We start from the raw sequence: 20,630 nt of genomic DNA, 5'->3' as shown, positions 1-20,630 counted from the left end.
GCCCCGCAAATGCGGGGCTTTTTTATTGGCCTTGTTCTCAGAACAGGTCGATGGGGGCGGCTTCGTCGGCTGGCAGCGGGCTGCCTGGAATGGCCAGGCCGGGTTCGAGTTCGCTCATGGGCGGTGGTGTGTCCTCGCTCTTGAACAGTTCGAAGAACGCATCCGGCGTGCCGGGGCTGGCGGCGCGACCGCTGAGCGGGTCGATGCGCAGGGTCAGCAGGCCAGCAGGCTCGGACTGGACGTGAGCCGGCTTGTCTTTCAGTGCGCTGCTCATGTAGTTCATCCAGATCGGCAGTGCCACGGTGCCGCCATACTCGTGGCGACCCAGGCTCTCCGGCTGGTCGAAGCCGACCCAGACCGTAGTGACGTAGTCAGCGTTGTAGCCGGAGAACCAACTGTCCTTGGACTCGTTGGTGGTCCCGGTCTTGCCGGCGATATCACTGCGACCCATGGACAGTGCGCGGCGACCGGTGCCGCGCTTGATCACATCCTGCAGCATGCTGTTCAGGATGAAGGTGGTGCGCGGGTCGACGATGCGCTCGGCGACGGCCGGAGCCTGGCTCTGAGGTGCTGCTGCATCGGCAGAGGCAAGCAGGGTGTCTGGCGCTGCATTGGCTTGTGCCACGTCGGTGGGTTGCACTTCCCCCTCCGGAACCCGCGGAGGATTGGCAACGAACAGCGTCTTGCCGTCGCGGCTCTCGATGCGCTCGATCAAGTAGGGCTGAACCTTGTAACCGCCGTTGGCGAAGGTGCTCCAGCCGCCAGCGATCTCCAGTGGTGTGAGGTTGGCGGTACCGAGGGCCAGGGACAGATTGCGCGGCAAGTCATCCTTGTTGAAGCCGAAGCGGCTGACGTAATTCAGCGCGTAGTCGATTCCGACTGCTTGCAGGACGCGGATCGAAACCAGGTTGCGTGACTTGTAGAGGGCTTCGCGCAGGCGGATCGGGCCGAGGAAGGTGTTGTTGTCGTTCTTCGGACGCCAGGCTTCTTCCATGCCCGCTTCCTGGAAGACGATCGGGGCATCGTTCACAAGGCTCGCGGCGGTGAAGCCGTTATCGAGCGCGGCGGCATAAAGGAAGGGTTTGAAGCTGGAGCCCGGCTGGCGCTTGGCCTGGGCGGCGCGGTTGTAGTTGCTCTGTTCGAAGGAGAAACCACCCACCAGGGCGCGAATGGCGCCGTCGTTCGGGTCCAGCGAAACCAGTGCGCTCTGCGCTGCCGGCAGCTGGACGAAGCGCAGGCTTCCATCAGCCTGGCGCTGTACGCGGATCAGGTCGCCCACCTGGGTGACATCGGCAGGTTGCTGAGGGCGAGCGCCCAGGCTGTTGGTGTTGAGGAAGGGACGGGCCCATTTCATGCTGTCCCAGCTCACGGCTTCTTCCTTGCCGCTGCGGGTCAGGACCAGGATGCCGCTCTTCTCTACCTGGGTGACGATGGCCGGTTCCAGACCGCCGAGGGATTTCTGCTTGGCCAGCTCCTGCAGCCAGGTTTCTTTGGTCATGCCCGGCAGGCGGGTTTCGGGACCGCGGTAACCGTGGCGCTGGTCGTAATCGATCAGGCCTTCGCGCAACGCGGAGTTGGCTGCTTGCTGAAGGTCGCTGGGAACGGTGGTGGTGACCCGGAAACCTTCGGTATAGGCGTCGCTGCCATAGCGGCCGACCATTTCGGCCCGGGCCATCTCTGCAATATAGGGCGCGGCGAGTTCCGGGGTCGGAACGTGGTAGCTGGCGTCGATCGGTTCGTTGATGGCTTGCTGATAGCGGGCTTCGTCGATTCGTCCCAGCTTGTACATGCGACCGAGGATCCAGTCGCGACGCTCTTTGCTGCGGGTCGGATTGACCAGCGGGTTGAAGCGGGAGGGCGCCTTGGGTAGGCCGGCGATCATGGCCATTTGCGCGAGGCTGATTTCGCGAATGGACTTGCCGTAATAGACCTGGGCGGCGGCCTCGATACCGTATGCGCGGTTACCGAGGTAGATCTTGTTCACATAAAGTTCAAGAATTTCGTCTTTGCTGAGTTCCCGTTCAATTTGCAGGGCCAGCAATATTTCATTGATCTTGCGAGAGAAACTTCTTTCGCTGGTGAGGAAGTAGTTCTTCGCCACCTGCATGGTGATGGTACTACCGCCCGTCTGGATGTGGCCGGTCTTCAATAATTGCGTGGCAGCGCGCATCAGGCTGGTGAGGTCGACGCCATAATGGTTCGCGAAATTGTCGTCCTCGGCAGCCAGCAGAGCCTGGATGAAATCGGGCGGAATGTCGGCGAAACGGACGGGAGAACGGCGCATCTCGCCGAACTCAGCTATCAGCTTGCCATCGCTGCTATACACGCGCAGCGGGATCTGGAGCTGGATCCGGCGTAGCGAGTCGACGGACGGAAGGCTGGGACTAAGATAGAGGTAAGCGCCGCTGAAACTGAGCAACAGGCCACAGAAAACGGCAACGAAAGACCACCAGAAGAACTTCAGCAGGCGCATCAAGGCTTGTGGATTTCCAGACAAAAGAATGAGTTAAACGAAAGGCGATGATAAAAGGCAAAAGCCGATCACATTATAAGCGTTTTTTTTCCGGGGGAGCCATTTGCGCTTCTGTCAAGACTGCTATTTAATGTGGAAAAACATAAATCGTCCGTAAGTCTCGGACGCTGATAGGAAATCGGTCGTGCTAGGGCTCTTCAATAAGAAAGCGAATTCGCTGTTGGGGATCGACATCAGCTCGACCTCAGTCAAGCTCCTTGAATTGAGTCGCTCGGGAAGCCGCTTCAAAGTGGAGTCCTATGCCGTCGAGCCACTCCCTCCGAATGCGGTCGTCGAAAAGAACATCGCTGAACTTGAAGGCGTCGGGCAGGCGCTTTCCCGCGTGGTCACCAAGGCGCGAACCGGCGTCAAGGTCGCTGCGGTCGCTGTGGCGGGTTCGGCCGTGATCACCAAGACAATCGAGATGGAAGCCGGTCTCTCCGATGATGATCTGGAGAACCAGCTGAAAATCGAAGCCGACCAGTACATTCCCTATCCGCTGGAAGAAGTTGCCATCGACTTCGAGGTGCAAGGCGCCTCGGCGCGTAACCCGGAGCGGGTCGACGTTCTTCTGGCTGCTTGCCGGAAGGAGAACGTCGAAGTGCGGGAAGCCGCGCTCGCCCTGGCAGGTCTCTCCGCCAAGGTGGTCGATGTTGAAGCCTATGCGCTGGAACGCGCCTATTCCCTGCTTTCGGCCCAGCTCGGCGATTCCCATGACGAACTCACCGTGGCTGTCGTCGACATCGGCGCGACCATGACTACGCTCAGCGTGCTGCACAGCGGTCGCACCATCTATACGCGGGAGCAGCTTTTCGGGGGGCGTCAGCTGACCGAGGAGATCCAGCGCCGCTATGGGCTTTCGGTCGAGGAAGCTGGTCTTGCCAAGAAGCAAGGTGGTCTTCCGGATGACTACGACAGCGAGGTTTTGCAACCGTTCAAGGATGCTGTCGTTCAGCAGGTATCCCGTTCCCTGCAGTTCTTCTTCGCCGCGGGTCAGTACAACGACGTGGATTACATCCTCCTGGCCGGCGGTACCGCTTCGATTCCTGACCTGGATCGCCTGATTCAGCAGAAGATCGGTACTCCGACTCTGGTTGCGAACCCCTTCGCCGATATGGCGCTCAGTAGCAAGGTCAATGCGGGCGCCCTGGCCAGCGATGCCCCTGCCCTGATGATTGCTTGCGGCTTGGCGATGAGGAGTTTCGACTGATGGCGCGCATCAACCTACTCCCCTGGCGTGAGCAGCTGCGCGAGGAGCGCAAGCAGCGGTTCCTGGTCGCACTGGGAGCCGTACTGGCGCTGGGCGCCGGCGCGGTGTTCCTCGGTGACCAGTACCTGAACAACGCTATCGAGAACCAGCAGGCACGCAACGACTTCGTTCGCAAGGAAATCGCCGTCCTGGACGCCAGGATCAAGGAAATCAGCGAGTTGAAGACCCGCCGCCAGCAGCTTCTCGAGCGGATGAAGATCATCCAGGATCTGCAGGGCAACCGGCCGATCATCGGTCGTGTGTTTGATCAATTGGTGCGGACGCTGCCCGATGGTGTCTTCTTCACCGGCGTGAAGATGACTGGCAAGAACATCGACATCGTCGGCGCAGCCGAGTCGAATAACCGGGTTTCCAACCTGATGCGTAACCTGGATGCCTCTGAGTGGCTGACTGCGCCCAACCTCACTGGAGTCAAGGCGGTCACTGCTGGCGCGGTGGACCAGGCCAACGTATTCCAGCTGACCGTGCAGCAGACCCAGCCGGGCTCTGAGGAAGAAATCGGCAAGCCTGGAGCCGTGAACACCGCTAACAAAGGAGCCGCGAAATGAGTTTCTCCGACTCCCTGGAAAGCCTGCGCAAGATCGACCTCGCCGATCTTGACGTCAACAACCTCGGCTCCTGGCCCATTGCGGTCAAGGTCATTGCCTGCATCCTGCTGCTGATTCTCGTGCTGGTACTGGGCTACAACTTCCACCTCAAGGACCTCGAACTCCAGTGGGACTCGAAGCGCGCCGAAGAAGTGACGCTGAAGGAGCAGTTCGCCGCGAAGGCGTTCCAGGCTGCAAACCTGGAAGCCTACAAGGAGCAGATGAAGGAGATGGAAACCTCCTTCGGTGCCTTGCTGCGCCAACTGCCCAGCGACACCGAAGTGCCGGGCCTGCTGGAAGACATTACCCGTACCGGTCTGGGCAGTGGCCTCGAGTTCGAAGAAATCAAGCTGCTGCCGGAAGTGGCGCAGCAGTTCTATATCGAGCTGCCGATCCAGATTTCGGTAGTGGGCGGCTATCACGACCTGGCCACCTTCGTCAGTGGCGTTGCCAGCTTGCCGCGAATCGTGACGTTGCATGATTTCGAGATCAAACCGCTCGCCAATGACAGCGGTTCCAAGCTGCGTATGTCGATCCTGGCCAAGACCTACCGTTATAACGACAAGGGGCTGCAGAAATGAGTAGTCCTCGCGCCCGTCTGGCGCTCTGTGCCCTGATGCTGGCCGGCCTTTCCGGCTGCGGTGTCGGCAACGACTTTGGCGATCTTCAAGCCTACATGGACGAAGTTCGCGCTCGCCCCAAGGGCTCCATCGAACCCTTGCCGAAATTCCAGCCCTATGAGGCATTCACCTATAGCGCTGCCGCCCTGCGCAGTCCCTTCCAGCCGCCGATCAAGATCGATCTGGCAAAGCAGCAGAAGGGTTCGAAGGACATTCACCCGGACGAAACCCGGGTCAAACAGTTCCTCGAAGGATTCAATATCGAGTCCTTCGAGATGGTGGGCACCTTGTCCAACGGCTCGGGGACCTTTGCCTTGGTCAGTGGTGCTGGAGGGGTGCACCGGGTCAAGGTTGGGGATTATCTGGGGCGTAACCATGGTCGTGTCGTCGGGATCGACGAAGCCAAGGTCGACGTGATCGAGATCGTCCCGGACGGGGAAGGTGGATGGCTGGAGCGTCCACGTAGTCTCGCGCTCAGGGAGCGCTCTTGAGGGCGAGGTTAACCACCGATGAAGAATAACTACCGGTCTGCACAACGGAACCAGATGATGAAAAGCTCGCTATCGCGCCTTGGTATCACGCTATTGGCCGCCCTGCTGTCGCCAGCGCTATTGGCTGCGAACCTGCAGGCACTGGATGTCGCGGCTCTCCCAGGCGACAGGGTTGAACTCAAGCTGGCATTCGACGAGCCGATTACGGCTCCGCGCGGCTACACCATCGAGCAGCCTGCGCGTATTGCCCTGGACTTGCCGGGTGTGTCCAACAAGCTGGGCTCCAAGAACCGCGAGCTGGGCGTGGGGAACGCTCGCAGCCTGACCGTCGTGGAAGCCAAGGACCGCACGCGCCTGATCATCAACCTGTCGACCCTGGTGCCGTACAGCACCCGTGTGGATGGCCGTAACCTCTACGTTCTGGTGGGCGATTCCGCGGCTTCGTCCGCAGCGCCGCGCACCGTAGCGTCCGCTCCCGCCCCGGTGGCCACTACCCTGAGCGCCTCCCAGCCGACCAAGAGCTATGCCAGCGCTGGGCGCGCCATCGAGAACATCGACTTCCAGCGCGGTGAGCAGGGGGAGGGGAACGTAGTCATCACCCTGTCCGATCCCAGCGTCAGTCCGGATATCCAGGAGCAAGGCGGCAAGATTCGCCTGGACTTCTCCAAGACCCAGATTCCCGAGCCGCTGCGTGTTCGTCTCGATGTGAAGGATTTCGCCACTCCGGTGCAGTTCGTCAGCGCTTCCGGCTCCGGCGCCAATGCCAGCATCAGCATCGAACCGACCGGTTACTACGACTACCTGGCCTATCAGACCGACAACAAGCTGACCGTCAGCATCAAGCCGCTGACCCAGGATGACGTGGAAAAGCGCAAGACCGAGCGTTTCGCCTACTCGGGCGAGAAGCTGTCGCTGAACTTCCAGGACATCGACGTCCGTTCCGTTCTCCAGCTGATCGCCGACTTCACCGACCTCAACCTCGTCGCGTCGGATACCGTACAAGGCAACATCACCCTGCGCCTGCAAAACGTGCCCTGGGACCAGGCGCTGGACCTGGTGCTGAAGACCAAGGGCCTGGACAAGCGCAAAGTGGGTAACGTGCTGCTGGTTGCGCCTGCGGACGAGATCGCTGCCCGCGAACGCCAGGAGCTGGAATCGCAGAAGCAGATCGCCGAACTGGCGCCCCTGCGCCGTGAGCTGATCCAGGTGAACTACGCCAAGGCAGCAGACATCGCCAAGCTGTTCCAGTCCGTCACCAGTGGTGACCCGAGCGCGGCCGGTACTGATGAGCGCGGCTCCATCACTGTGGATGATCGTACCAACAGCATCATCGCCTACCAGACCCAGGACAAACTGGAAGAGCTGCGTCGCATCGTGACTCAGCTGGATATCCCGGTTCGTCAGGTCATGATCGAGGCGCGCATAGTCGAAGCCAACGTCGACTATGACAAGGCTCTGGGCGTCAACTGGCGCGGTGCGAGCATCGGCGACAACAACTTCGTCGTCGGTGGCGGTGGTCTCGGTCGTCCAGCTGCCAACCAGGCTGGCAACGTGAACCTGGCCAACGCCCCGTTCGTCGACCTGGGTGCCACCGGCGCAACCTCCAGCATCGGCATCGGCTTCATTACCGACAACACCATCCTCGACCTCGAACTGTCGGCGATGGAGAAGACCGGTAACGGTGAAATCGTGTCGCAGCCCAAGGTGGTCACCTCCGACAAGGAAACCGCGAAGATCCTCAAGGGCCAGGAAGTGCCCTATCAGGAAGCCAGTTCCAGCGGCGCCACCAGCACGTCCTTCAAGGAAGCGGCCCTGTCTCTGGAAGTGACTCCGCAGATCACGCCGGACAACCGCATCATCATGGAGGTCAAGGTCACCAAGGACGCGCCGGACTTCGGCAACGCCCTGAACGGTGTACCGCCGATCAACAAGAACGAGGTAAACGCCAAGGTACTGGTCAATGATGGTGAAACCATCGTGATAGGTGGGGTATTCTCCAACACCCAAACCAAGGCGGTGGACAAGGTGCCCTTCCTCGGCGACCTGCCCTTCCTCGGCCGCATGTTCCGTCGCGACGTGGTTCAGGACAAGAAATCCGAGCTCCTGGTATTCCTCACTCCCCGCATCATGAACAACCAGGCCATTGCGGTGAGTCGCTGATATCGGTGCGAAATTTGATTCTGATTGGCCCGATGGGGGCAGGAAAAAGCACCATCGGGCGTTTGCTTGCTAAAGAACTGCGACTTCCCTTCAAGGACTCCGATAAGGAAATCGAACAGCGCACTGGAGCGGATATCCCATGGATATTCGACGTCGAGGGCGAGCAGGGTTTCCGCGATCGCGAACAATCGATGATCGAGGAACTCTGCGGTCATGACGGCGTGGTCCTGGCGACCGGTGGTGGCGCGGTTCTGCGTCCGGCCAATCGCCAGGCTCTGCGTGGCGGGGGGCGGGTCGTCTATTTGCACACCTCGGTGGAGCAGCAGATTGAACGCACCTCGCGTGACCGTAATCGGCCCCTGTTGCGTTCGGCTGATCCAGGCAAGGTCCTGCGCGACCTGATGGCCATTCGCGATCCGCTCTATCGGGAGATCGCCGACATCATCATCGAAACCGATGAGCGGCCGCCGCGCATGGTGGTTCAAGAAATACTGGCGCGCCTCCAGGCACTTCCGCCCCGTTAAAGCGCGGGCGGAACTGCGCTATCCTTTAGCCCTTTTTATATCGGGGGCCCCATGCGGACACTTCAAGTCGATCTTGGCGAGCGTAGCTATCCCATCCATATCGGTTCTGGGCTGCTGTCGCGCCCGGAGCTTTTCACGCCGCACATCGCCGGTCGTCAGGTGGCCATCGTCACCAACGAGACCGTGGCACCCCTTTATCTCGAAACGCTGACCCAGACCTTGCAGGGCTACTCGGTGCTGCCGGTGGTATTGCCCGACGGCGAGGCGCACAAGAACTGGGAAACCTTGCAGCTGATCTTCGATGCCCTGCTGGGCGCTCGCCATGATCGCCGCACCACTGTGATCGCCCTGGGTGGCGGGGTCATCGGCGATATGGCCGGCTTTGCCGCTGCCTGCTACCAGCGTGGTGTGGACTTCATCCAGGTGCCTACGACGCTGTTGTCCCAGGTGGATTCCTCGGTTGGCGGCAAGACCGGCATCAACCACCCGCTGGGCAAGAACATGGTGGGTGCCTTCTACCAGCCCAAGGCGGTAATCATCGACACTGACAGCCTGCGCACCCTGCCGGAGCGCGAGTTGTCCGCTGGTCTGGCCGAGGTGATCAAGTACGGCTTGATCTGCGACGAACCTTTCCTGCCTTGGTTGGAAGAAAAGATGACTGCCCTGCGCGGTCTCGATGCGGGCGCCCTGACCGATGCTATCGAACGCTCCTGTGCCGCCAAGGCGCGGGTGGTGGGCGTGGATGAGCGCGAGTCCGGGCTGCGCGCGATCCTCAACCTCGGCCACACCTTCGGCCACGCCATCGAGACCCACATGGGTTACGGCGCCTGGTTGCACGGCGAGGCGGTATCGGCGGGTACCGTCATGGCCCTGGAAATGTCCTGCCGCCTGGGCTGGATTTCCACCGACGATCGCGACGCGGCGATTCGCTTGCTGCGCAGTGCCGGCTTGCCGGTCGTACCGCCAATGGACATGACGCCGGAACATTTCCTCCAGCACATGGCCGTAGACAAGAAGGTACTCGATGGCCAATTGCGCCTGGTGCTGCTGCGCCGGATTGGCGATGCCGTCGTGACTGCCGATTATCCGCGTGACGTGCTCGAGGCCACCCTGGCCGCCGACTATCGCGCCCTGGCCGACAAGCTTGGAGAGTAAAGGATTCCCATGAGCAGCCTGCACGCCGACGAGGCCTACCTCGGTCACTACCAGTTCACCCATGATCCGTTCGCGGCGCGGGTGCCTGGCTTCAAGTTCTTCCCGGCCCAGCGCAAGCCGGTGCTGGGTCAGCTGCACCACCTGGCTCGCTACAGCCAGTTGATGTTGGTGGTGAGCGGCCCGCACGGCAGCGGCAAGACGCTGCTGCGTCAGGCCCTGGTGGCGAGCACCAACAAGCAGGCGGTCCAGAGCCTGGTGGTTTCGGCACGCAGTTCGGTCGAGGCGGGTGGAATGCTGCGTCAGATCGCCCAGGGGCTGAATGTTGCGCAGGCTGATGTGCGCTCCATTCTCGCCCAGGTCGGCCAGCTTGCCCTGACCGGCCAGGAGGTTTACCTCCTGGTGGATGACGCCGAGGAGCTGGACGACGCTTCCCTCGACAATCTGCTGGCTCTGGCCGAGGGCAGTGTCGAAGCACGTACCCACGTATTCCTGTTTGGCGAGGACTCGCTGCTGGCCCGCCTGGATGCGCTGGTCGAGGGTGAGGAGCGCTTCCATGTCATCGAGCTGCAGCCGTACACCCCGGAAGAAACCCGCGAGTACGTCGCCCAGCGCCTTGAAGGTGCGGGGCGTGGCATCGACGTGCTCAGCGATGAGCAGGTGGAAGACATTCACCTGCAATCCGGCGGCTGGCCGGGTTCGATCAACCAAGTGGCGCACGATCTCATGGTCGAGGCCATGCTTGCGGAGCGCGGCGCCTCGCGGAAATCCGCAGGTGGCTTCAATCTGCCGAAGAAGCACCTGCTCGCCCTCGCCGTAGTCGGGATCGGTGTGATTGCTGCCTGGATGATGCAGGGCCGCAACGAAAGTGGCGCCGAGAACGCGTCGGCAACCGCCGCCCAGTCGCAAGGGCAAGCGCCTGCAGGCCAGCCTGCCGGCGAAGCGGACTCCGGTTCGCCGGCCGTCGAGTTCGCGGGTTCCTCCCAACCGCTGCCCTTGCCGTTGGTGGGTGAGGCCCAGCCGGTGATTCGTGAGCCGCTGGCCCAGGCTGCTGGTCAGGGTGAGCCGGAAGATGGCCCCGCGCCCGAAGGGGCCGCCACTGTGCCGCCTACCGTTACCACCAGCGCGCCGCCTCAGGGCGCGATTGCGAGTCCGGTGCCAGCAGCGCCGGTAGAGCCGATCGCGTCGGCGCAGCCATTGCCCCAGCCGACCCAGCCCATCGCGGCTGTGCCCGCCGCGCCGGTTGCAGCCCCCAAGCCGGCCGCACCGGCTGCTGCTCCGGCCGCTGTGCCGAGCGCCGCTACCAAGCCAGTCGCCACAGCCAAGCCCGCCGCCGCACCCGCCCAGGTCGCCAAGCCGGCAGAGAAACCCGTGCCGGCGACAGCAGTCGCGTCGACCGGTGGCGCATCGGGTAATGGTTGGTACAGCGGTCAGGCGGGAAGCCACTTCGCCCTGCAGGTGCTCGGCACCAGTTCCGAGGGCAGCGCCAAGGCCTTCGTTCAGCAGAACGGTGGTCAGTACCGCTACTTCAAGAAGCAGCACCAGGGTAAGGCGCTCTATGTCGTGACCTACGGCAGCTTCCCCAGCCGCACCGCAGCGCAGGCCGCGATCAAATCTTTGCCAGCCAAGGTCCAGGCTGGTAAACCCTGGCCGAAGACTTTCGCCAGCATCCAGCAGGAAATGGCTCGCTAGTATTCTGCGAGCCTGATCCCCCGCCTTTTGACTGGGCGGTCGCTAGCACGACCTCCCGGTTCATTCATTCATTTTTGCGACATTGGCTTTCATAGGTTGGCCACGAAGATTTGTGGTCGACCAAAGCGCTATGTACAATGACCTCCCTTTGCCCTACGCAAAAGCTGGCGTCAAGTCCGGCGCGTATGGTAAGGAGTTGAATTACAAAGCAATTCTGCCTTTTTCTGAAGGCAACCCTGGTGAGAGTTCCCCTATGAAAGCAGGTCTGTACCATCCTGATGAATTCAAGGATAACTGCGGTTTCGGCTTGATCGCCCATATGCAGGGCGAGGCGAGCCACAATCTTCTTAAAACCGCCATCGAAGCCCTGACCTGCATGACCCACCGCGGCGGCATCAACGCCGACGGCAAGACCGGCGACGGTTGTGGTCTGTTGATCCAGAAACCCGACCTTTTCCTGCGCGCCATCGCCAAGGAAACCTTCTCGGTCGAGCTGCCTGCCCAGTACGCAGTCGGCATGGTCTTCTTTAACCAGGACCCGGTTCGCGCCGAAGCGGCTCGCGAAAACATGAATCGCGAAATCCTCGCTGCCGGCCTGCAACTGATCGGCTGGCGCAAGGTGCCGGTGGACACCAGCGTCCTCGGCCGCCTGGCCCTGGAGCGCCTGCCGCAGATCGAGCAGGTGTTCGTCGGTGGTGAAGGCCTGGGCGACCAGGAAATGGCAGTCAAGCTGTTCAGTGCCCGTCGCCGTTCCTCCGTGGCCAATGCCGCGGACGCCGACCACTACATCTGCAGCTTCTCCCACAAGACCATCATCTACAAAGGCCTGATGATGCCGGCCGACCTGCAGCAGTTCTACCCGGACCTGGGTGACGAACGCCTGCAGACCGCCATTTGCGTCTTCCACCAGCGCTTCTCCACCAACACCCTGCCGAAGTGGCCGCTGGCGCAGCCCTTCCGCTTCCTCGCCCACAACGGCGAGATCAACACCATCACCGGCAACCGCAACTGGGCGGTGGCTCGTCGTACCAAGTTCGCCAACGAGCAGCTGCCCGACATCGACGAGCTGGGTCCGCTGGTCAACCGCGTCGGTTCCGACTCCTCCAGCATGGACAACATGCTGGAACTGATGGTCACTGGCGGCATCGACCTGTTCCGTGGCGTGCGGATGATCATCCCGCCGGCCTGGCAGAACATGGAAACCATGGATGCCGACCTGCGTGCTTTCTACGAATACAACTCCATGCACATGGAGCCCTGGGACGGCCCCGCCGGTGTCGTGCTCACCGACGGCCGTTACGCCGTCTGCCTGCTCGACCGCAACGGCCTGCGCCCGGCCCGCTGGGTCACCACCAAGAACGGCTACATCACCCTCGCGTCGGAAATCGGCGTGTGGGACTACAAGCCGGAAGACGTACTCGCCAAGGGCCGCGTCGGTCCCGGGCAGATCCTCGCGGTGGATACCGAGACCGGTCAGATCCTCAACACCAACGACATCGACAGCCGCCTGAAGTCGCGCCATCCGTACAAGCAGTGGCTGCGCCAGAGTGCCGTGCGCATCCAGGCCAAGCTGGACGACGACCATGGCGTGGCCAGCTACGACAGCGATCAGCTCAAGCAGTACATGAAGATGTTCCAGGTCACCTTCGAGGAGCGTGACCAGGTACTGCGCCCGCTGGCCGAGCAAGGCCAGGAAGCGGTCGGTTCCATGGGCGACGATACCCCCATGGCCGTGCTGTCCCAGCGCGTACGCTCGCCGTTCGACTATTTCCGCCAGCAGTTCGCGCAGGTCACCAACCCGCCGATCGACCCGCTGCGTGAAGCCATCGTGATGTCCCTGGAGATCTGCCTCGGTGCCGAGCGCAACATCTTCAGCGAATCGCCTGACCATGCCACCCGCGTGATCCTCAGCAGCCCGGTGATCTCCCCGGCCAAGTGGAGCGCGCTGATGAGCCTGGACACTCCGGGCTTCGAGCGGCAGATCATCGACCTGAACTACGACGAGAGCCTCGGCCTCGAAGCGGCCGTGCGCAACATGGCCGACCAGGCCGAAGAAGCCGTGCGTGCTGGCAAGGTGCTGCTGGTCCTGACCGACCGTCACATCGCCCCCGGCAAGCTGCCGGCCCACGCCTCTCTGGCTGTCGGTGCCGTTCACCACCGTCTGGTGGAAAAGGGCCTGCGTTGCGACTGCAACATCCTGGTCGAGACCGCCACCGCCCGCGACCCGCACCACTTCGCCGTGCTGGTGGGCTTTGGCGCGTCCGCTGTGTACCCGTTCCTCGCCTATGAAGTGCTGGCTGACCTGATCCGCACCGGCGAAGTGCTGGGCGACCTGTACGAAGTCTTCAAGCACTACCGCAAGGGCATCTCCAAGGGCCTGCTGAAGATCCTCTCGAAGATGGGCATCTCCACCATCGCCTCCTACCGCGGCGCCCAGCTGTTCGAAGCTGTTGGCCTCTCGGAAGAAGTGGTGGACCTCAGCTTCCGTGGCGTCGCCAGCCGCATCAAGGGTGCGCGCTTCGTCGACATCGAGTCCGAGCAGAAGCTGCTGGCCTTCGAAGCCTGGAACAACCGCAAGGCCATCCAGCAAGGCGGCCTGCTGAAGTTCGTCTACGGTGGCGAATACCACGCCTACAACCCGGACGTGGTGAACACCCTGCAAGCGGCCGTGCAGCAGGGCGACTACGAGAAGTTCAAGGAATACACCGCGCTGGTGGATAACCGCCCGGTGTCGATGTTGCGCGACCTGCTCAAGGTCAAGACCATCGATCAGCCGCTGTCGCTGGACGAGATCGAACCGCTGGAGTCCATCTTCAAGCGCTTCGATGCCGCGGGCATTTCCCTGGGCGCGCTTTCCCCCGAGGCCCATGAGGCCCTGGCCGAGGCCATGAACCGCCTGGGCGGTCGCTCCAACTCCGGTGAGGGTGGCGAAGACCCGGCGCGCTACGGCACCGTGAAGAGCTCCAAGATCAAGCAGGTGGCTACCGGCCGCTTCGGTGTCACCCCGGAATACCTGGTCAACGCCGAAGTGCTGCAGATCAAGGTCGCCCAGGGTGCCAAGCCCGGTGAGGGTGGCCAGCTGCCTGGTGGCAAGGTCAACGGCCTGATCGCCCGCCTGCGTTATGCAGTGCCCGGCGTGACCCTGATTTCGCCGCCGCCGCACCACGACATCTACTCCATCGAAGATCTGGCCCAGCTGATCTATGACCTCAAGCAGGTCAACCCGCAGGCGCTGGTCTCGGTGAAGCTGGTGGCTGAAGCCGGCGTTGGCACCATCGCCGCTGGCGTGGCCAAGGCCTATGCCGACCTGATCACCATCTCCGGCTACGACGGCGGCACCGGCGCATCCCCGCTGACCTCCATCAAGTACGCCGGCAGCCCGTGGGAACTGGGTCTGGCTGAAACCCACCAGACCCTGCGCGGCAACGACCTGCGCGGCAAGGTGCGCGTACAGACCGACGGCGGCCTGAAAACCGGCCTCGACGTGATCAAGGCGGCCATTCTCGGCGCTGAAAGCTTCGGCTTCGGTACCGCACCGATGATCGCCCTGGGCTGCAAATACCTGCGTATCTGCCACCTGAACAACTGCGCCACCGGCGTCGCCACCCAGAACGACAAGCTGCGCAAGGACCACTTCATCGGCACCGTCGAAATGGTGATGAACTTCTTCACCTACATCGCCGAAGAAACCCGCGAGTGGCTGGCCAAGCTGGGCGTGCGCAGCCTGAGCGAGCTGATCGGTCGTACCGACCTGCTGGAAATGCTGCCGGGTGATACCGAGAAACAGGGCTACCTGGATCTCAGCCCGCTGCTGGGCAGCGACCATATCCCGGCCGACAAGCCGCAGTTCTGCGAAGTGGAGAAAAACCCGCCCTTCGACCCGGGCCTGCTGGCCGAGAAGATGTGGGACATCTCCAAGGCGGCCGTCGAAGGCAAGACCGGCGGTGTCTACGACCTGGATATCTGCAACTGCGACCGCTCCATTGGCGCGCGGATTTCCGGTGAGATCGCTCGTCGTCATGGCAACCAGGGCATGAAAGACGCCCCGGTGACCTTCCGCTTCCGCGGTACCGCGGGCCAAAGCTTCGGCGTGTGGAACGCCGGCGGCCTGAACCTGTACCTCGAAGGCGATGCCAACGACTACGTCGGCAAGGGCATGACCGGCGGCAAGGTGGTGATCACTCCGCCGAAGGGCAGCCCGTTCAAGAGCCAGGAGTCGGCCATCGTCGGCAACACCTGCCTTTACGGCGCCACTGGCGGCAAACTGTTCGCTGCGGGTACCGCAGGCGAGCGTTTCGCAGTGCGTAACTCCGGTGCCCACACTGTGGTGGAAGGCACTGGCGATCACTGCTGCGAGTACATGACCGGCGGTTTCGTCTGCGTTCTCGGCAAGACCGGCTACAACTTCGGTTCCGGCATGACTGGCGGCTTCGCCTATGTGCTCGACCAGGACAACAGCTTCGTCGACCGGGTCAACCACGAACTGGTGGAAATCCAGCGCATCAGCAACGAGTCCATGGAGGCCTACCGTAGCCACCTGCACAGCGTGCTGGTCGAGTACGTGAAGGAAACTTCCAGCGACTGGGGTGCCCACCTGCTGGAAAACCTGGACGATTACCTGCGCAAGTTCTGGTTGGTCAAGCCGAAGGCCGCGAGCCTCGCTTCGCTGCTCTCCAGCACCCGTGCCAACCCGCAATAACAACAGCGCCTGAAGTGGTTTGATGAGGTTTTTTTAATGACTGAACGTCTGAACAACGACTTCCAGTTCATCGAGGTCGGGCGCAAGGATCCGAAGAAGAAACTGTTGCGCCAGCGCAAGAAGGAATTCGTCGAGATCCATGACCTGTTCAAGCCGCAGCAAGCGGCTGACCAGGCTCACCGCTGCCTCGGCTGCGGCAACCCGTATTGCGAGTGGAAGTGCCCGGTGCACAACTTCATTCCGAACTGGCTGAAGCTGGTGTCGGAAGGCAACATCCTGGCTGCCGCCGAACTGTCGCACCAGACCAACACCCTGCCGGAAGTCTGCGGTCGCGTGTGCCCGCAGGACCGCCTCTGTGAAGGCGCCTGCACCCTGAACGACGGCTTTGGTGCAGTGACCATCGGCTCGGTGGAGAAGTACATCACCGACACCGCCTTCGCCATGGGCTGGCGTCCGGACATGTCCAAGGTCAAGCCCACCGGCAAGCGCGTTGCCGTGATCGGTGCCGGTCCGGCCGGTCTGGGCTGCGCCGACGTGCTGGTGCGCAACGGCGTGACCCCGGTGGTCTTCGACAAGAACCCGGAAATCGGCGGTCTGCTGACCTTCGGTATCCCCGAGTTCAAGCTCGAGAAGCATGTGCTGAGCCGTCGCCGTGAAGTCTTCACCGGCATGGGCATCGAGTTCCGCCTGAACACCGAAGTGGGCAAGGACGTGACCATGGACCAACTGCTCGAGGAGTTCGATGCAGTCTTCATGGGCATGGGTACCTACACCTACATGAAGGGCGGCTTCCCGGGCGAGGACCTGCCGGGCGTGCACGATGCGCTGGACTTCCTGATCGCCAACGTCAATCGCAACCTCGGCTTCGAGAAGTCCCCCGAGGACTTCGTCGACATGAAGGGCAAGCGCGTAGTGGTCCTGGGTGGTGGCGACACCGCGATGGACTGCAACCGCACCTCCATTCGCCAAGGTGCGAAGGCCGTGACCTGTGCCTACCGTCGTGACGAAGAAAACATGCCGGGTTCGCGCAAAGAGGTGAAGAACGCCAAGGAAGAGGGCGTGAAATTCCTCTTCAATCGCCAGCCCATCGCCATCGTCGGCGAAGACAAGGTGGAAGGCGTGAAGGTGGTCGAGACCCGTCTCGGCGAGCCGGATGCCCGTGGCCGTCGCAGCCCCGAGCCGATCCCGGGTTCCGAGGAGATCATTCCGGCAGAAGCCGTGCTGATCGCCTTCGGTTTCCGTCCGAGCCCGGCGCCCTGGTTCGAGCAGTTCGAGATCAGCGTGGACAGCCAGGGTCGCGTGGTCGCGCCTGCGCAGTCGCAGTTCAAGCACCAGACCAGCAACCCGAAGATCTTCGCCGGTGGCGACATGGTCCGTGGTTCCGACCTGGTGGTAACTGCGATCTTCGAAGGTCGTACAGCCGCCGAAGGCATCCTCGACTACCTGGGCGTCTAAGCGCTTAAGGGACTGGGACCGCAGCGACCGAATGTCGCGATGGACAAAAGGCACGGCACCCGCCGTGCCTTTTGCATTGGGCTCTGCGAAAATGCCCGCACTTTTTCGTTGGACACTGCCATGACCGTCTTGAAGAACGACCGTTTCCTCCGCGCCCTGCTCAAGCAGCCCGTTGATGTCACTCCCGTCTGGATGATGCGCCAGGCCGGTCGTTACCTGCCGGAATACCGTGCCACCCGCGCCAAGGCCGGTGACTTCGTCAGCCTGATGAAGAACCCCGAACTGGCCTGCGAGGTCACCGTCCAGCCGCTGGACCGTTACCCCCAGCTGGACGCGGCGATCCTCTTCTCCGACATCCTCACCATCCCCGACGCCATGGGCCAGGGGCTGTATTTCGAGACCGGTGAAGGTCCGCGCTTCAAGAAAGTCGTGAACAGCCTGGCCGACATCGAAGCCCTGCCGATCCCGGACCCGGAGCAGGACCTGGGCTACGTGATGGATGCCGTCCGCAACATCCGCCGCGAACTGAACGGCCGCGTGCCGCTGATCGGTTTCTCCGGCAGCCCCTGGACACTGGCTACCTACATGGTCGAAGGCGGCTCCAGCCGCGACTTCCGTAAGTCCAAGGCGATGCTTTACGACAACCCGCAAGCCATGCACGCCCTGCTGGACAAGCTGGCCCAGTCAGTGACCGTCTACCTGAACGGCCAGATCAAGGCCGGCGCCCAGGCGGTGCAGATCTTCGACTCCTGGGGTGGCAGCCTCTCGGCGGCGGCCTACCAGGAATTCTCCCTGGCCTACATGAAGAAGATCGTCGACGGGCTGATCCGCGAGCACGACGGTCGACGCGTACCGGTGATCCTCTTCACCAAGGGTGGCGGCCTCTGGCTGGAATCCATGGCTGATACCGGCGCAGAAGCCCTGGGCCTGGACTGGACCTGCGATATCGGCAGCGCCCGCGCCCGCGTCGGCGACAAGGTCTCCTTGCAAGGCAACATGGACCCCTCCGTGCTCTACGCCAACCCGGCCGCCATCCGCGCCGAAGTGGGCCGCATCCTCGCCGCCTACGGCAAGGGTTCTGGCCACGTATTCAACCTCGGCCATGGCATCACCCCGGAAGTCGACCCGGCCCACGCTGGCGCCTTCTTCGAGGCGGTGCACGAGCTGTCGGCGCAGTACCATTGCTAATCATCGAGGGTCGCGAAAGCGACCCTTTTTGTTTGTGTCTGACCTCGCCCTTGTCACGGGCGTTGCATAGAATCCGCTACTAGTCAGGCTTTGGAGGTGTGGGATGCGGCGCGTGGTTTTCAATCAGAAGGGCGGAGTGGGCAAGTCCAGCATTGCTTGCAACCTGGCAGCAGTGAGTGCTTCACAGGGGTATCGCACCCTGCTGATCGATCTGGATGCCCAGGCCAACTCCACGCACTACCTGACCGGTTTGACCGGTGAGGATATCCCCATGGGCATTGCCGATTTCTTCAAGCAGACGTTGTCGGCCACCGCCTTCCGCAAGGGCAAGGTGGATATCTACGAGACGCCTTACGACAACCTCCATGTGGTCACTGCCACGGCAGAGCTGGCCGACCTGCAGCCAAAGCTGGAAGCCAAGCACAAGATCAACAAGCTGCGGAAGTTGCTGGAGGATCTGAGCGAGGATTACGACCGCATCTATCTGGATACGCCGCCGGCTTTGAACTTCTACACGGTTTCCGCACTGATCGCCGCCGATCGTTGCCTGATCCCCTTCGATTGCGACAGCTTCTCCCGCAATGCGCTCTATGGGCTGCTGGCGGAAATCGAGGAGTTGAAGGAGGACCACAACGAGGGGCTGGAAGTGGAAGGCATCGTGGTCAACCAATTCCAACCGCGCGCATCGTTGCCGCAGCAGCTGCTGGATGAGTTGGTGGAGGAAGGGCTGCCGGTACTGCCGGTGAACCTGATGATGTCGGTGAAGATGCGCGAGTCGCACCAGGCCTGCAAACCGCTGATCTACCTGGAGCCTCGGCACAAACTGACCCAGCAGTTCGTCGAGCTGCACGAGCTGCTGGAAAGCTGATCCCAGCGGAAGTGAAGGTCACCCTGTTCGCCCCGGCTTGCCGGGGCGAATGCGTTATTTGACCAGCAAAAGGTCGCAGGGCGGGTTCTGCAGGTAGCGCAGGGCAAGGCTGCCGAGCAGCGCCTGGGAGATCAGGCTGCGGCCGTGACTGCCGAGGGCCAGCAGTTGGGGGCGTTGTGCGGCGATGGCGTCGTCCAGCGCGCGGGGCAGGGCGCCGCGCACCACTTCAAGCTGCACCGCCGGTGCAGAGTCACCAAGTCCGACGAGCTCGTCCTCCAGCAGCCGCTCCAGCAGTTCCCGTTGAGTGGCGAGGAAGTCAGCTGACTGGCTGCTTTTCGAGAGCAGGCGGCTGCCCAGCTCCATCACATTGAGCGCGACCAGGTTGGCGTCGCGCGGCAGCAGCGCATAACCCTCGCGCAGGGCGTCGCAGGCGCACAGGGAGAAGTCCAGCGCCACGGTGCCGTTCTGATAGGGCCTTTCCGGTTGCTCGCCCACCACCAGCAGCAGAGGGGCGGCCAGATGACGGGCGACGCGCTCCAGCGTCGTGCCGATGAACAGTTCCGGTGCATTGTGATGGTGCCGGCCAATCACCAACAGGTCGGCGCCGCTGTCACCCATCTCTTCGAGAATCTGCTGGGCGGGGCGGCCCTTGCGTAGCAACAGTCGACAGTCTTCGGCGCCCAGTCGCGCCAGGTGCTCGTTGAAGTGCTGCTGCGCGGCATCGCGCAGGTTGCCCTGCACGGCATTGGGTAGATGGTCTTCGAGAACATGCAGCAGGGTGAGCGCTGCGCCGTGTTGGCGGGCTAGCTGGATGGCGCGTTGCAGAGCGATGTCGGCTTCATGGCTGAGGTCGTGGGCAACCAGGATGTGCTTGAGCATGGTGTGGGCCTCCTCTGAGGTCCACACTCTGTGGCCTTTTTCCGCGCTACGGATTGATCCAGGGCAAGGCCGTCAGTAGGCCCGCATCTGGTAGAGCCCGCGGCTCTCGGCGACTACTTCGCCATTGGCGTCCAGCAATTGCAGCTCCAGCCAATATTCCGCCTTGCCGTTCGCCTCGGCGTCCCGCTGGATGCGGGCGATTTCCGCCGGGTCGATTCGGGCGTCCACCGTGATGTCGCCCTTGGCCGGGCGGCGGAAGCGCAGGTTCATCTCTTTCACGACGGGGTAGAAGCGGCGGCTGTCGAAGCTGGTGAGAAACAGGGTGCCGCCGGGCATTTCGGCGAGTGTGAAGAGTGCCCCTGCGTAGAGGGTGCCGATGTGGTTCTGGTTGCCCTCGAACGGCATGCGCAGGCGTACGTGTCCGGGTTCCAGGATCTCGGCCTGGAGGCCGCTACGTTTGACGAAGGCGATGTGTTCTTCGGTCAGCTGGCGAACCAGCTCGATTGGCATGGACATGGCGGGCTCCGGCGTGG

15 protein-coding genes are annotated in these 20,630 nt (G+C 62.3%); 12 read left to right on the top strand and 3 right to left on the bottom strand.

Features of this window, described 5'->3' with window-relative positions; all coding sequences use genetic code 11:
- Positions 1-37 precede the first annotated feature (37 nt).
- Positions 38-2,473 (bottom strand): penicillin-binding protein 1A, encoded by a 2,436-nt coding sequence (locus tag DM872_RS28290; RefSeq protein WP_179062504.1) that lies wholly within the window; start codon positions 2,471-2,473, stop codon positions 38-40.
- A gap of 184 nt (positions 2,474-2,657) precedes the next feature.
- On the opposite strand from DM872_RS28290, the gene DM872_RS28285 reads away from it, so the two are divergent.
- The 12 genes from DM872_RS28285 to DM872_RS28230 all read left to right on the top strand — a co-directional run bounded on the left by DM872_RS28285 (position 2,658) and on the right by DM872_RS28230 (position 19,218).
- Positions 2,658-3,722, top strand: coding sequence for a pilus assembly protein PilM (locus DM872_RS28285; protein WP_179062503.1), 1,065 nt, complete (start codon positions 2,658-2,660; stop codon positions 3,720-3,722).
- The gene (pilN, locus tag DM872_RS28280) at positions 3,722-4,330 is read left to right on the top strand and encodes a type 4a pilus biogenesis protein PilN (RefSeq protein ID WP_179062502.1); all 609 of its coding nucleotides are present in this window, start codon (positions 3,722-3,724) and stop codon (positions 4,328-4,330) included. Before DM872_RS28285 ends, pilN begins: the two co-directional genes overlap by 1 nt.
- Entirely contained in the window at positions 4,327-4,950 is a 624-nt protein-coding gene (pilO, locus tag DM872_RS28275; protein WP_179062501.1) for a type 4a pilus biogenesis protein PilO, read from the top strand. Before pilN ends, pilO begins: the two co-directional genes overlap by 4 nt.
- Complete coding sequence (gene pilP, locus DM872_RS28270) at positions 4,947-5,480, top strand: type 4a pilus biogenesis lipoprotein PilP (RefSeq protein ID WP_077524751.1); 534 nt, start codon at positions 4,947-4,949, stop codon at positions 5,478-5,480. Before pilO ends, pilP begins: the two co-directional genes overlap by 4 nt.
- 57 nt (positions 5,481-5,537) lie before the next feature.
- Positions 5,538-7,640, top strand: a complete 2,103-nt coding sequence (pilQ, locus tag DM872_RS28265; RefSeq protein ID WP_179062500.1) for a type IV pilus secretin PilQ family protein — start codon at positions 5,538-5,540, stop codon at positions 7,638-7,640.
- A 5-nt stretch (positions 7,641-7,645) separates the two neighbouring features.
- Positions 7,646-8,164, top strand: a complete 519-nt coding sequence (gene aroK, locus DM872_RS30630) for a shikimate kinase AroK (RefSeq protein WP_077524753.1) — start codon at positions 7,646-7,648, stop codon at positions 8,162-8,164.
- A 51-nt stretch (positions 8,165-8,215) separates the two neighbouring features.
- Positions 8,216-9,319, top strand: coding sequence for a 3-dehydroquinate synthase (aroB, locus tag DM872_RS28255; RefSeq protein ID WP_179062499.1), 1,104 nt, complete (start codon positions 8,216-8,218; stop codon positions 9,317-9,319).
- Positions 9,320-9,328: 9 nt separating this feature from the next.
- Entirely contained in the window at positions 9,329-11,008 is a 1,680-nt protein-coding gene (locus tag DM872_RS28250; protein WP_179062498.1) for an AAA family ATPase, read from the top strand.
- Between the two features lie 253 nt (positions 11,009-11,261).
- Complete coding sequence (gene gltB, locus DM872_RS28245) at positions 11,262-15,707, top strand: glutamate synthase large subunit (protein WP_179062497.1); 4,446 nt, start codon at positions 11,262-11,264, stop codon at positions 15,705-15,707.
- A gap of 36 nt (positions 15,708-15,743) precedes the next feature.
- Positions 15,744-17,162 (top strand): FAD-dependent oxidoreductase, encoded by a 1,419-nt coding sequence (locus DM872_RS28240; protein ID WP_179062496.1) that lies wholly within the window; start codon positions 15,744-15,746, stop codon positions 17,160-17,162.
- Between the two features lie 120 nt (positions 17,163-17,282).
- Entirely contained in the window at positions 17,283-18,350 is a 1,068-nt protein-coding gene (gene hemE / locus DM872_RS28235) for a uroporphyrinogen decarboxylase (protein ID WP_179062495.1), read from the top strand.
- 103 nt (positions 18,351-18,453) lie between these two features.
- Complete coding sequence (locus DM872_RS28230) at positions 18,454-19,218, top strand: ParA family protein (protein ID WP_179062494.1); 765 nt, start codon at positions 18,454-18,456, stop codon at positions 19,216-19,218.
- Between the two features lie 54 nt (positions 19,219-19,272).
- Here the strand turns inward: DM872_RS28230 and DM872_RS28225 are convergent, their stop codons facing one another.
- On the bottom strand, positions 19,273-20,097 hold the full coding sequence (locus DM872_RS28225; protein WP_179062493.1) for a universal stress protein: 825 nt from the start codon (positions 20,095-20,097) through the stop codon (positions 19,273-19,275).
- A 72-nt stretch (positions 20,098-20,169) separates the two neighbouring features.
- The gene (locus DM872_RS28220; RefSeq protein WP_179062492.1) at positions 20,170-20,613 is read right to left on the bottom strand and encodes a PaaI family thioesterase; all 444 of its coding nucleotides are present in this window, start codon (positions 20,611-20,613) and stop codon (positions 20,170-20,172) included.
- Positions 20,614-20,630 lie beyond the last annotated feature (17 nt).

The sequence above is a fragment of the Pseudomonas taiwanensis genome (assembly GCF_013393345.1).
In the GTDB taxonomy this organism is placed as follows: Bacteria; Pseudomonadota; Gammaproteobacteria; order Pseudomonadales; family Pseudomonadaceae; genus Metapseudomonas; species Metapseudomonas resinovorans_C.
Note: the sequence above shows the minus strand (reverse complement) of the source record. Positions and strands in the feature narration are given on the sequence as shown.

Coding starts and splice junctions, on each gene's coding strand:
- DM872_RS28290 (WP_179062504.1), bottom strand. CDS start 2,473: ATGCGCCTGCTGAAGTTCTTCTGGTGGTCTTTCGTTGCCGTTTTCTGT.
- pilN (WP_179062502.1), top strand. CDS start 3,722: ATGGCGCGCATCAACCTACTCCCCTGGCGTGAGCAGCTGCGCGAGGAG.
- pilO (WP_179062501.1), top strand. CDS start 4,327: ATGAGTTTCTCCGACTCCCTGGAAAGCCTGCGCAAGATCGACCTCGCC.
- pilP (WP_077524751.1), top strand. CDS start 4,947: ATGAGTAGTCCTCGCGCCCGTCTGGCGCTCTGTGCCCTGATGCTGGCC.
- pilQ (WP_179062500.1), top strand. CDS start 5,538: ATGAAAAGCTCGCTATCGCGCCTTGGTATCACGCTATTGGCCGCCCTG.
- aroB (WP_179062499.1), top strand. CDS start 8,216: ATGCGGACACTTCAAGTCGATCTTGGCGAGCGTAGCTATCCCATCCAT.
- DM872_RS28250 (WP_179062498.1), top strand. CDS start 9,329: ATGAGCAGCCTGCACGCCGACGAGGCCTACCTCGGTCACTACCAGTTC.
- gltB (WP_179062497.1), top strand. CDS start 11,262: ATGAAAGCAGGTCTGTACCATCCTGATGAATTCAAGGATAACTGCGGT.
- DM872_RS28240 (WP_179062496.1), top strand. CDS start 15,744: ATGACTGAACGTCTGAACAACGACTTCCAGTTCATCGAGGTCGGGCGC.
- hemE (WP_179062495.1), top strand. CDS start 17,283: ATGACCGTCTTGAAGAACGACCGTTTCCTCCGCGCCCTGCTCAAGCAG.
- DM872_RS28230 (WP_179062494.1), top strand. CDS start 18,454: ATGCGGCGCGTGGTTTTCAATCAGAAGGGCGGAGTGGGCAAGTCCAGC.
- DM872_RS28225 (WP_179062493.1), bottom strand. CDS start 20,097: ATGCTCAAGCACATCCTGGTTGCCCACGACCTCAGCCATGAAGCCGAC.
- DM872_RS28220 (WP_179062492.1), bottom strand. CDS start 20,613: ATGTCCATGCCAATCGAGCTGGTTCGCCAGCTGACCGAAGAACACATC.